The sequence below is a fragment of the Arthrobacter sp. ES3-54 genome, assembly GCF_029504395.1.
Taxonomy (GTDB): domain Bacteria; phylum Actinomycetota; class Actinomycetes; order Actinomycetales; family Micrococcaceae; genus Arthrobacter.
Window position 1 is genome coordinate 32,676 of sequence record NZ_JAQFIF010000003.1, and the last position, 12,290, is coordinate 44,965.

The window sequence follows — 12,290 nt, forward strand, 5'->3', positions numbered from 1 at the left end:
AGCCCGCGCTGTGGAGGCGCAGGTGCATGTCACGCAAATCGGTACACCCGGGGCATGCTCGCGCCAGCGTCTTCCACGGCTTCGATGAACAGTTCCTGGCGGCCTACTACGAGCACGCTGCGCCGGAGGACCTCCAAGGCTACAGTCCCGAAAACCTCGAGCAGCGGTCCAGGCACCATGCCAAACTGGCCGACCGCCGCCCGGCAGGCACTGCGGCCGTCGACATCCTGAACGAAAGCGACGCCAGCGTCCTGCTGGTGGTTGCAGACGCCACACCGCAACTGATCCATTCGCTCACCGCGGAACTGGGCCGCCAAAACGAGTCCATTCGGTTACTGGTGCATCCCAATTTTCTGGTGCGGCGGGATACGCGGACTGATCAGTTACTGGAAGTACGGCATGGGTCTTCGCAGTCCGGACCGACGGGCCGAATTGCCGGCATCCCGGGCGCCGCGGCGACTGGCACCGTCCAGGACCCGCCGGGGTGGAGATCCGAAACGTGGGTGGCGGCAGAGATCGGCCGCCTGCCGGGCTCACGGGCCATCGCTGAGCTCACCGCGAACGTGCGGCGTGTCCTGGCGGACGTCCAGTTGGTCGCTGATGACACCCCCGCCATCCACGCCCGGCTCGCCCGCACCATCAACTCCCTGGACCTGCTGCCCGCCGGCACGGTTCCGACTCCGGAGCAGCTCGGTGAGCTCTTGGACTGGCTGGATCGCGGCAACTTCACGTTTTTGGGATACAGCGAATATGAATATTCGACGGCGGAGGGCACGGACCTGGCGTTGCGGCCCGGCACGGGGCTGGGCTTGCTCAGGGACGGGCGGCCGGAGGCCCGCCAGCCCGTCACCGGGCTACCCCATTCACAGGTTCTCACGCTCTCCATTTCGGATCTGAGGTCGTCCGTTCCCCGCCCGGCCTACCTGGATGAAATCCTCGTCCGGACCTTCGGCAGCGCAGGGACGGCCACAGGAGAAGTACGGTTCGTGGGCCTCTTCACCCCGGGCGCCACGGGCCGGTCCGTGCGGCGCATCCCGGTCATCCGGGACAAGGTACGCGCCGTCCAGGAACGCTTCGGCTTCACCGAGGCCTCCCACCAGGGCAAACAGCTTCTCACCGTCCTCGAGTCCTTCCCCTTGGACGAGCTGTTCCACCGGGACCTGGATGAACTTTCCGGGCTGGCCCGTGAGATCCTGCTCCTGCAGGCCCAACACCAAACACGGGTGTTCCTGCGCTCTGACAGCTACGGCCGCTTCATGACCGCCCTGATGTTCCTCCCCCGGCACAGGTACAGCACAACCGTCCGCCTCCGGATCGAACACGAACTCAAACAGGCTTTCAAGTCCTCCTCGCTCGAATTTGAAGTCCGGCTCAGTGAATCCCCTATGGCCCGCGTGTTCTTCCGGATACTGCTGCCTGCCGGGAGGATGCCGGACGTCGATCCCGCTGCGGTGGAGCGGAGACTTATCAGTGCGACGCGGAGCTGGGCCGAGGGCCTGGACGAGGCGCTCCGTGACAGGTTGCCGTCCGCGGAAGCCAGCCGGTTGTCGGCGCTGTGGTCCGCCGCCTTCCCAGCCAGCTACCGGGCTGATTTCGAAGTCGAGGACGCAGTTGAGGACATCAGGCGGTTCGAGCAGTTCGATCTCGACGGCATGGGCGGACGGCCGCTGAATGATCCGCACCTGTCTGTATATGTCCGCGCCGATGCCTCCCCGACGCTGGCCGAAGACGCACGGATCCGGCTTTACCTGACTGCGGCCCATAGCCTGACGCGGATCCTGCCGTTCTTCCACAACCTCGGGCTGGAGGTGCTGAACCAACGGCCCTTCGATGTGGTGCGCGGGAGCGACAGGCCTCTGTTCCTCTATGACCTTGGCGTCCGGTACCCAGCCGGCGTGGATCCGGCCCGGACCAGCGGGCTGCTGGGGGATGCCTTCGGAGCTGCCATGCGTGGGGACTCCGAATCGGATCGCTTTGACGGCCTCGTCCTCCGGGAGGGCATCGAATGGCGCCAGGCGGCAATCCTGCGCGGCTATGCCAAGTACCTGCAGCAATTGGGCACGACGACCTCATACGGCTTTATGGCCGATACCCTGCTGGGCAATGTCCGGGCAACCCACGCGCTCCTAGCGCTATTCAGGGCCAAGTTCGATCCCGATCTGGAGGCGTCACGCCGGTTCGGAGACACCGACACGGCTCGGAGGGATCTGCTTGGTGCGATCGACGACATTCCCGTCCTCGACGCCGACCGGCTGCTGCGCACCTTCATGAACCTGGTGGAATCCACGCTCCGCACTAACTACTTCCAGGCCAGGCCCCACCTGAGTTTCAAGCTGAACCCTTCCGCCATCGCGGGTGCGCCGTTTCCCCGTCCCAAATACGAAATCTGGGTGTACTCGCCCCGCGTCGAAGGCGTCCACCTGCGCTTCGGGGCACTGGCCAGGGGTGGGCTGCGTTGGTCCGACCGAAGCGAGGATTTCCGCACCGAGGTTCTTGGCCTGGTCAAGGCGCAGAACGTAAAGAACTCGGTGATCGTGCCCACCGGCGCCAAGGGCGGTTTTTATCCCAAACAGTTGCCGGACCCGTCCTTGGACCGCGACGCTTGGCTGACGGAGGGCTTGGAATGCTACCGGATCTTCGTCCGCGGGCTGCTGGACGTCACCGACAACCTGGTCACCACCGTGCACGGCGAAACAGTGGTGACTCCGGCCGGCGTGGTGCGGCAGGACGTCGACGACTATTACCTCGTGGTGGCGGCGGACAAGGGAACAGCGTCATTTTCCGACGCTGCGAACGCGGTGGCCGAGGAGTACGGCTTCTGGCTGGGCGATGCCTTCGCATCCGGCGGGACCGTGGGCTATGACCATAAGCAGATGGGCATCACGGCACGCGGGGCCTGGGAATCGGTGAAACACCATTTCCGCGAACTCGGGATGGACAGCCAGGAAGAGGACTTCACAGTTGCCGGCATCGGCGATATGGGCGGCGACGTCTTTGGGAACGGGATGCTTCTCTCCCGCCACATCCGACTGGTGGCGGCTTTCGATCACCGGCACATCTTCCTTGACCCGGCGCCGGAGGCGGGGGCCTCCTTTGAGGAACGGCAGCGGCTCTTTACGCTCCCCCGCTCATCCTGGGCGGACTACGATCCAGCGCTGATCAGCAAGGGCGGTGGTGTCCACTCCCGCCGGGCCAAGTCCATCAGCATCACGGAACAGGTCAGGAGCTCTCTCGGCCTGGAACCGGGCACGGTGTCGCTGCCACCCCACGCATTGCTTCAGGCCATCCTCCGGGCGCCCGTGGACCTTCTGTACAACGGCGGCATCGGAACGTACGTCAAGGCCTCGTCGGAGGCCAACGCGGAGGTTAGCGACAAGGCCAACGACCCTGTCAGGGTCAACGGCAATGAGGTGCGGGCGAAGATCATCGCCGAGGGCGGGAACCTGGGAATCACTCAGCTCGGGCGGATTGAGGCTGCCCTGTCCGGCGTCCTGCTCAATACCGATGCGATCGACAACTCAGCGGGCGTGGACTGCTCGGACCATGAGGTAAACATCAAGATCTTCGTGGACCGGATGATCGCGGCGGGAAAGATGCCGTCGCCGGAACGCACGGGCTTCCTGCATTCACTCACGGACGAGGTGGCCCGTCTTGTCCTGGCCAATAACGCGGACCAGAATGTCCTGCTCTTAAACGACCGGCACCTCGTGCGGGAGTGGAGCCCGGGCTTCGAACGAACCATGGACTGGCTCGAGAACGCCACCGACCTTGACCGCAGGCTGGAGGGCCTGCCAAGCAACGAACAACTCCGGGAACGGCTGCGGTCCGGTGAGGGCCTGACCGCGCCGGAACTGTCGGTGCTTGCCGCCTACGCCAAGATCGAACTTGCAGAGGAGCTCAACTCCAGCGACCTTGCCGACGACCCGTGGTTCCGGCGCGTCCTCCGCGGCTATTTCCCGCGCCAGCTGTCCGAGCGCTTTGAAGCAGAGCTGGAGGCCCATCCGCTGCGCCGCCAGATTGTGTGCACAGTGGTGGCCAACGACATGATCAACCTCGGGGGAATCACGTTCGCTTTCCGCGCCATAGAGGAAACCGCTGCAACGGCCGCCGGCTTAGCCAGGGCCTTTGTCGTGGCGCGGGAAGCCTACGACCTGCCGTGGATCGTCAACCGGCTGGCCGCACTCCCCGCCGGATATCCCAACGAACACGTTGCCGAAGCGACCCTGCACATGCGCAGGGTCCTCGACCGAGCCACGCGATGGTACGTGACGCACGACCATCGCGACCAGCCGGTGGACGCGGCCTTGGGCAGGATCCAGCCCACAATGGAATTGCTGAGGACCCACACAGTGGACTACCTCCGCGGCTCCGACCTGGACCGCGTGCAAGAGAGGCTAGCGCACTGGGACGCCGTGGGGATGCCCCGTGAAGTGGGCCTGCGCGCCTCGGATCTGTTGGAGAGTTTCGGGCTGCTGGACATCTCCGTGATCTCCGAACAGGTGCGCGAACCGATCGCCACCATCGCCGACGTGTACTACGCGGTGTTTCAGCGAATCGGCGCCGCGAACCTGTTGCTCAGCATCACCGACCTGCCGCGGCGCAGCCGCTGGGACGCCCTCGCGCGGGCCGCCCTGCGCGATGATGTGTATTCCGCCGTAGCGGACATGACTGTCTCCGTGATGGAGACCACCGCGGGCCCTACTGCCGCAGACGCCGGCACGTCCGATGCCGTGGAGCGCATAGTGGCGTGGGAACGCGGGCACCAGGAGCAGCTGGGTCGGATCAAGGACACCTTCGCGGAAGCGACCAAACCGGGGCAAGTGGATATCGCCTCGATCTCCGTGTCGTTGAAACTCCTGCGGACACTGGTGCGCCGCTAGGCTGTGGCCTTCGCCAGGTCCATCCGGAAGCCGAGCCGAAAGCCGGAACTGCACTGCCACCGATCAATCCACAGTTCTCCCGACGCTTACCGGCAGGAAACACGGCCGAAATGGCTGGCGCCTAGCCTTAGATTGCATAACACTTCGGCGAATCGAGGCAGTCATGCAGACCAACCCGCGGCTCAACATCCGTCAGGTCACCTGGGCGAACCCCGTCGGCGCGGACCTGAGGGCCGCCCAGCAGGCAGAACTCGAGGCCCGCTTCGGACGGCCCGACCACGAACCCGGGCCGCCGCCGTCGGAAGCGGACACGGCAGTGTTCCTGGTGGCGCACGACAAAGCCTCAGGCCAGCCGGTCGGCTGCGGAGGCCTTCGCATGTTGGACGCCCAGACCGCCGAAATCAAGCGCCTCTATGTGCTGCCCTACACCCGCGGCTCAGGGGTGGCGAGCTCCATCCTTGCGGCCCTCGAAGCCCACGCCCACGCACTGGGGATCACCACCCTGACGGCGGAGGCCGGCTCGGTGCAGACCGACGGCCGGCAGTTCTACGAGAACTCCGGCTTTGTGTCCGTGCCGAACTTTGGGCCGTATGTCGGCGTGGTCCACTCGTACTGCTACGCGAAGCCGATCGATTCGCACAGCGCCGCGCACACCGCCATGGCCTGAGGCGGTGCGGCGCTGCGCCTGCCGCCGGCGGGTGCCGGTGCCAGGACGCTGCGTCACACAACGCCGCCCGTCACGCAGTCGGCTAACCTCGCACTATGGAATCGGCCGACATCACTTTCCGTACCCGCAAATGGGTGCGGCCCGAGGACCTCAACGCCAACGGCACCCTTTTCGGCGGGAGCCTGCTGAAGTGGATCGACGAAGAGGCGGCCATTTACGCCATCCTGCAGCTGGGTAACGGCCGGGCCGTCACCAAGTACATCTCCGAAATCAACTTCGTCAGCTCCGCGGTCCAGGGCGACCTGATCGAAATGGGCCTGACCGCGACCCGCTTCGGCCGGACATCGCTGACCATGCGAGCCGAAGTCCGGAACATGATCACGCGCCGGAGCATCCTCACCATTGATGAGATCGTCTTCGTTAACCTGAGCCCGTCCGGGAAGCCCGAGCCGCACGGCTACACCGAAATCACCTATGACCGGGACCGGATTCCCACGCACCACCTGACCGAGACCCTGGACCAGGACTAGCCAAGCCCAGCAGCGCGTCCCTTGCAGGCTGGCCGCGTTCGGCCAGGGCCAGCCGCATCACGGCCGACGACGCCGCCCGCAGCGCCTGCGTGCGCAGGTGGCGCGCCCGGTTATAGGCCGTCAGCGCCTCGTCCACGGGCCGGGTATTGAGAAGCTCCGCAAGGGTGACGGCATCGACCAGCGCTTCACAGGCCCCTCGGCCAAGATTCGGGGTCATCGCATGGGCGGCATCGCCGACAAGGGCTACCCGGCGGCGGACGTAGCTGCCAAGCGGCGGCGTCGTCCAGACCCGCTGCACCAGGGATGTCTGCGGCACTGCCGCGGCCAGGACGTCGAGGATCCCCGGTGAGTAGCCTGCGTAGCGGGCGCGTGTTTCTGCCAGGGCGGCGGCGACATCCAGGCTCCCGGGTCCTACCCCGGAGCGGAACGCCGCGTACCAGTTGGTCCCGGCGGCCGCGGGACCAATCCCGAAGAGCTGCCCCCGGCCCCAGTATTCGCCCGTGTGCCCGCGCCACAGCCGTCCGGGAACCACGCCACGGACCGCGAGATACGGTGTGGGCCGCGCCCCGGACCGGGCGCCCCAGCAGGTGCGGCGGACCGAGCTGTGGACGCCGTCGGCGCCCACCACAAGGCCGGCGGGGCCCGGCCGGACGACGTCGATGCGGCCGGATGCCCGGCCCACGCTGACCGGGACGGCGGCGTCGAGCAGCCGGATGAGGTCAATCCGGGAAACGCCGATCAGTCCAGTCGCCTGTGCCGCTGTCCATGGCTTGCCGGAAGCCGCGCGGACACTCATGCCCTCGATCACCGGGCTTGCCTCCCGGACCGCGTCCAGGATTCCCAGGCGGCCGAGGGCCCGCTGGGCCGCGGGCCACACTGCAAGTGATGTTCCGACGGCCGGGAGTCCGTCGCGTTGCTCGTGGACGGTGACGTCGAACCGTGCGGGGTCAAGGCGGGCCGCCAGGGCCAGTCCAGCGATACCGCCGCCGATGATGGAAACCGTCTGCCGGCCGGGAACAGGCGGCGCCTGTTCGGTCACTCCCAGAAATCGTCCGCCTTGGCCGTGTCCTCGAAGAATTCCCGCCCTTCGGCGATCTTGCCGCCGCGGACCACAAACGTGATGACGGTGGCCAGGTCAATGGTCTTGCCGTTTCCCTGGGCCTGGGTTTGTTGGATCCCCACGGTGTATTTTTCCCCGCCGACGACGTCCTGGAGGTTCGCTTGGAAGGAACCCTGGGAACGGGCACCGAGCTCGCCGAAATAGCTCATGATTGCGTCCCGGCCCTGCTTGGTCCCGGACAGCACGCCGCTTCCGGCCGCGTACCAGACTGCGTCCTCCGCGAACAGGTCGCTGAGTGTCGCCATATCCCCTGAGTTGAAGGCCTCGTACCCCTTCCGGACCAGTTCAACATTTTCTGCGGTTCCCATGATCGTGCACCTCTCCGTCATCTGTGTCGGGCCATGCTGGGACGGTTAAAGGCTAGTCCTGGTCCCGCTGCGCGTCGACGGAAATATGTACACAGGCCGGGGCCCCGCCGGAGCCTTAGCTGGCGCCGGGCCAGCCGGTGTAGGCCTCCGCGAGGTAGGCGCGGCCGTGGCGGGAGGACACCACGGAATGAAGCTCGCCGAGCTGGCGGGCTCGGGAGAAGTCGTCGGCGTCGGCGGGGGTGTGCAGCATGGAGGTCATCCAGTAGGAGAACTGCTGGGCCTTCCACACCCTGTCCAGGGCACGACCGCTGTAGGCGTCCAGGAGCGCGGTGGAGCCGGTGGCGTAGAAGCTGTCGAAGCCCTCAAACAGGACCTTGACGTCGTTCAGCGCCAGGTTCAGGCCCTTGGCCCCGGTGGGCGGCACGGTGTGCGCGGCGTCTCCTGCGAGGAACAGGTTGCCGTGCCGCATGGGGGCGTGGACAAAGCTGCGGAATTTCAAGACCGTCTTGTCGATCACCGGCCCCTCCTTGACCTCGAAGCCGTTGCCGTTGACCCGGCTGCGGAAGGCGTCCCAGATGCGGTCCTCGTCCCAGTTGTTGACGTCCTCGTTGGGGTCGCACTGGAAGTACATCCGCTGGACCGTCTCGGTGCGCTGGCTGATCAGGGCGAAACCGTTCTCCGAGTTGGCGTAGATCAGCTCGTCGGAGCTGCGCGGCGCCTCGGCCAGGATGCCGAACCACGCGAAGGGGTATTCGTGGAAGTACCATTTGCGCTGCGCCTCGGGAATCTGGAGGCGGCAGTGGCTGCGCGAACCGTCCGCGCCGGCGATGAAGTCGGCCTGGAGTTCGAACTCGACGCCGTCCGCATCCGTGAACCAGACCTTGGGCTTGGCTTCGAGGTCATGGATGGTGGTATCCGTGACGGTGTACCGGACGTCCCCGCCGTCGGCCATCCGGCGTGCGGAGAGGTCCAGGAACACGTCCGTCTGCGGGTAGAGCCACACCGATTCCCCGACGAGGTCCTGGAAGTCGATCCGGTGGCTTTCGCCGTTGAAGCGCAGTTCGATCCCGTCATGGCGGTCGCCGTCGCGCAGCACGCGGTCGGAGACACCGCTGTCGACGAGCATGTTGACCGAGCCGTGCTCCAGGATGCCGGCGCGGACCGTCTCGGAAATCTCCTGGTGGCTGCGGAGCTCGAGGACGGTGGATTCGATGCCGGCCTTGGCCAGCAGGTGGGACAGCATGAGCCCGGCCGGGCCGGCACCCATGATGGCTACCTGCGTGTTGATGATTTTTCGCTGTGCCATGTGCGTCTCGCTTCGTTGCGGGGTCCGGGTCAGGGACCCGGGGCCGTTTTCGTCTTCCGACTAACAGCGTGCTCCCAGGGGCGTGATGTGCGTTACATCAATTCCGCTGAATGGAATGAGGGGTTCGGGCGGGACTCACCAAGCCGCCGCCCGATCCCGCGGGCCGCCGTCTGGAGGGCCGGAACGAGCGCCTGGAGGCGCACTTCGCGAAGGGGAACGACGACGCCGAGGGCCGCCACCGCGCGCTTCTTGCGGTCGAGCACGGGCACGGCGATCCCCCAAGTATCCGGGTCTACGACGCCGGCGAGCTGCGCGTAGCCCTGGTGGGCGGCCTCGCCGAGGAGGGCACGGAGCTCCTCGGGGACCAGCCGTCCGGTCGGATCGGTGAATCCTTCGAGGTACTCGGCCTGGACGGCGCACGGCTGGTGGGCCATGAGCACCAGCCCGGCGGACGACACGTGCACGGGCATCCGGCCGGCCACCTGCGCGCGGTTGGCAACCGAACCGCGGCGGGACAGCCGCTCCACAAAGAGGGCTTCCCGGCCGTCCAGCACGGCGAGGTTCACGTTTTGGTGGAGCACCTGCTGGATGTCCTCCATAAACGGCAGGGCGGCCTGGCGGAGCTCAAGCGTGGGGGAACTGCGGTTGGCGAGCTCCCAGAGTCGCAGGCCCAGGCTGACGGAGCCGCCGGGACCGACCTCAAGCAGGCCGTGCCCGGCCAGCTGCCGGACCAGCCTGTGCGCGGTGGTCAGCGGCAGCTCCGCCCGCGCCGCCAGCTCCGAGAGCTGCAGTACCGTGACACCCTCCGGGAAGGCGGCAATCAGACGCAGGATCCGGTCCACCACCGAATCGCCGGAGTTCGAATTGGCCACATTCCACCTTCCATTGAATGGTTTTTAGTGTCTCACGCAACACCCTCGAGTGATAGAACTCTCACAATAGGAAGAGTCCGGCCACCACGGCCGGGCGCACGGAATCACGTAGATACTAGCGCTGAGGTAACAATGTCAATGTCGTCATTGGGTAACAAATCACGGTGGCCCGTGTGGCTCTGCTGGCTGGCCATGGTGCTGGACGGCTTTGACCTGGTGGTGCTCGGCACGGTCATTCCCACCCTCATCAAGTCGCAGGAACTTGGCTTCGACGCAGTCGGGGCGACGTTCGCGGCGACCATCTCCCTGGTGGGCGTGGGACTCGGCGCTCTCTTCATCGCCCCGCTCTCGGACCGCCTCGGCCGGCGGAACCTGCTGGTGGCCTGCGTGACGTGGTTCTCCATCTTTACGATCGCCGTCGTCTTCGCACCCAACGTGGCCTGGTTCAGCACGTTCCGCCTGCTCGCCGGCCTCGGCCTGGGCGCCTGCCTGCCCGCCGCGCTGGCCTACATGAACGACTACGCGCCGGCCGGGACGGCCGGAAAGTCCACCACCCGGACCATGACCGGTTACCACGTCGGCGCCGTGGCCACGGCGTTCCTGGCCCTCATGGTGATTCCCAGCTGGCGGACCATGTTCGTGGTGGGCGGCCTGGCCGGGCTTGTCCTGGTCCCTTTCCTGTGGTTCAAGCTCCCGGAAACCCTCCCGCCGGTCATCCACATCCACGCAACCGCAAAGTCCCCGGCGGGCATCTCTCCGGCCGCCGCCTCCCCGGCCGGCAGTCCAGTCCGCGCGGAGACGGCGCCGGCCGCAGCCCCGGCTCCGGCAGCGGAGGAACGCGCCAGCTTCCGGGATCTGGGCCGGAAGCCCTACCCGCTGATCGCAGCCGGCATTGCCGTGGCGTCCTTCATGGGGCTGCTGCTGGTTTACGGCCTGAACACCTGGCTGCCGCAGCTCATGGCCTCCGCCGGCTACAGCCTGAACGCCGGCCTCGCCCTTCTCCTGGTCCTGAACGTGGGCGCTGTTGTGGGTCTCCTGATCGCCGGGGTCCTGGCGGACCGGCACGGCACCAAGAGGATCGTCCTTCTCTGGTTCGGCCTCTCCGCCGTGTTCCTCGCCGCACTCAGCATCCAGATCCAGAACGAAGTCGTGCTCTACGCCGCCGTCTTTGTCACCGGCGTGTTCGTCTTCAGCTCCCAGGTCCTGGTCTACGCCTGGGTCAGCCAGCTCTTTCCGGTCCGGCTCCGCGGCACCGCCCTGGGCTTCGCCGCCGGTGTGGGCCGGCTAGGAGCCATTTTGGGCCCGGCCGTCACCGGCGCCCTGGTCGCGGCCGGCATTGCCTATCCGTGGGGCTTCTACGTTTTCGCCGCCGCCGCAGTCCTGGCGGTCCTCGCCCTCGCCTTCGTCCCGCAGACCGTCGCGGCGACGTCCCGCACCGGCGCCAGCGTCGGGCACTCCTAGGAGAGGCGCCCGGGGGTCCTCGCGCCGCGGCGGCCCCTGAGGCGGCGCCACGCGCCGGGCGCCAGCACAACGGCTATGCCGACGGCGGCACCGATGATCGTCTCCACGATTCTGTCGCGGAGCAAGAGGGCGGGCGGCACGGGTGCCACGAGGAGTGTGGACGTCAGGGCCAGCGGCGTGACGAAAACCTGCGCCAGCATGTACTGCCGCGCAATGAACATCTCGGCGCCGAACTGGCACGCGGCAATCACCAGTACTGTCTGCCAGGGCGTCGGCTGCAGGAGCAGGATTCCGGCGAGCAGCACCAGCCCCAGGGCGGTGCCCGCGATTCGTTGCAGGCCGCGGCTGACGCGGTGCCGGGTGGTGTGACCCACGAGCGGTACGACGGCGGCCACCATCGCCCAGTAATTGTGGCCAATGCCCAGCCATTCCCCGGCCAGGGTCCCCAGCGTTCCCGCCACGCCTGCCGCCACGAGGTAGCCCCAGCTTTCGTGCCACGCGGTGCGCTTCTCCTCCGGACTGAGGGCCGCCGGCTTCGGATTCACCCACGGGGTCCGGCGGTTCCGGGCCACCCGCGAGGACTGGCCGAGCAGCAGGGAGAACGCGACCGTGAACACCGCGACCAGCATGCACTGCCACAGCGGCGGCTGGTTGGGGATCGACGCGATAGCCGCGAACGCAAAGATATGGAACAGCGAACCCGCGGGGCGCAGGCGCCACCACGCGACAATCAGGGAGCAGGCCCACGCGATCACCGTGGTGGCCACCACCAGGACCCAGGTGGTGGCTGCCGCAGAAAGCCCGGCAAGAGCGTCCACGCGCGCAGTGAGGGCGGCCAGGAACATCACCAGGAGCATCAGCCCACCGCCCCGCACCTGGAGGGTCAGCCGCCTGGCGTGCGGCTCATTGCGGCCGTAAATCCCGGTGAAGGCGCCGAAGGAAGCGAAGATTGCCAGATCCAGCCGGTCCAGCAGCACCAGTGTGATCAGCGGAACAAAGACCCCCACTGCGCAGCGGAAGGCGACCTGGTGGTCCTTGTTGCCCGGGGCGATGGTGAACATCTCGGAGAACAGCTTCACAGCGCCGACTCCGCGGGGCCAACTTCACGGCGCCCGCTCCGCGGCGGTACGACTTCACGGCGTGGCT

The 12,290-nt window shown here is 66.9% G+C and carries 9 protein-coding genes; 4 read left to right on the forward strand and 5 right to left on the reverse strand.

Translation table 11 applies throughout. From position 1 onward, the window contains the following. Positions 1-26: 26 nt before the first annotated feature. The 3 genes from M2428_RS06025 (at position 27) to M2428_RS06035 (ending at position 6,077) form a co-directional block, all read left to right on the forward strand. Positions 27-4,880: an NAD-glutamate dehydrogenase gene (locus tag M2428_RS06025; RefSeq protein ID WP_277524607.1), complete on the forward strand. Its 4,854-nt coding sequence runs from the start codon at positions 27-29 to the stop codon at positions 4,878-4,880. A 163-nt stretch (positions 4,881-5,043) separates the two neighbouring features. Beyond that, positions 5,044-5,547: a GNAT family N-acetyltransferase gene (locus M2428_RS06030; protein WP_229991934.1), complete on the forward strand. Its 504-nt coding sequence runs from the start codon at positions 5,044-5,046 to the stop codon at positions 5,545-5,547. 95 nt (positions 5,548-5,642) lie between these two features. Further along, positions 5,643-6,077: a hotdog domain-containing protein gene (locus M2428_RS06035; RefSeq protein WP_079555099.1), complete on the forward strand. Its 435-nt coding sequence runs from the start codon at positions 5,643-5,645 to the stop codon at positions 6,075-6,077. Here the strand turns inward: M2428_RS06035 and M2428_RS06040 are convergent. From M2428_RS06040 to M2428_RS06055, 4 genes are all read right to left on the reverse strand, one after another. Beyond that, the gene (locus tag M2428_RS06040) at positions 6,016-7,116 is read right to left on the reverse strand and encodes an FAD-dependent monooxygenase (RefSeq protein WP_277524617.1); all 1,101 of its coding nucleotides are present in this window, start codon (positions 7,114-7,116) and stop codon (positions 6,016-6,018) included. The two genes, M2428_RS06035 and M2428_RS06040, sit on opposite strands and share 62 nt — an antisense overlap. After that, positions 7,113-7,505 (reverse strand): nuclear transport factor 2 family protein, encoded by a 393-nt coding sequence (locus M2428_RS06045; RefSeq protein ID WP_277524618.1) that lies wholly within the window; start codon positions 7,503-7,505, stop codon positions 7,113-7,115. The genes M2428_RS06040 and M2428_RS06045 overlap by 4 nt, the downstream gene beginning before the upstream one ends. A 115-nt stretch (positions 7,506-7,620) precedes the next feature. Continuing rightward, entirely contained in the window at positions 7,621-8,811 is a 1,191-nt protein-coding gene (locus M2428_RS06050; RefSeq protein WP_277524619.1) for a 4-hydroxybenzoate 3-monooxygenase, read from the reverse strand. Positions 8,812-8,903: 92 nt separating this feature from the next. Continuing rightward, positions 8,904-9,683: an IclR family transcriptional regulator gene (locus M2428_RS06055; protein WP_277524621.1), complete on the reverse strand. Its 780-nt coding sequence runs from the start codon at positions 9,681-9,683 to the stop codon at positions 8,904-8,906. Positions 9,684-9,815: 132 nt separating this feature from the next. On the opposite strand from M2428_RS06055, the gene M2428_RS06060 reads away from it, so the two are divergent. After that, a complete protein-coding gene (locus M2428_RS06060) occupies positions 9,816-11,144 on the forward strand; it encodes an aromatic acid/H+ symport family MFS transporter (protein ID WP_277524622.1) in 1,329 nt (442 codons plus the stop codon). On the opposite strand, the gene M2428_RS06065 is transcribed toward M2428_RS06060, so the two are convergent. Beyond that, the gene (locus M2428_RS06065) at positions 11,141-12,223 is read right to left on the reverse strand and encodes an FUSC family protein (RefSeq protein ID WP_277524624.1); all 1,083 of its coding nucleotides are present in this window, start codon (positions 12,221-12,223) and stop codon (positions 11,141-11,143) included. The two genes, M2428_RS06060 and M2428_RS06065, sit on opposite strands and share 4 nt — an antisense overlap. Positions 12,224-12,290: the final 67 nt, after the last annotated feature.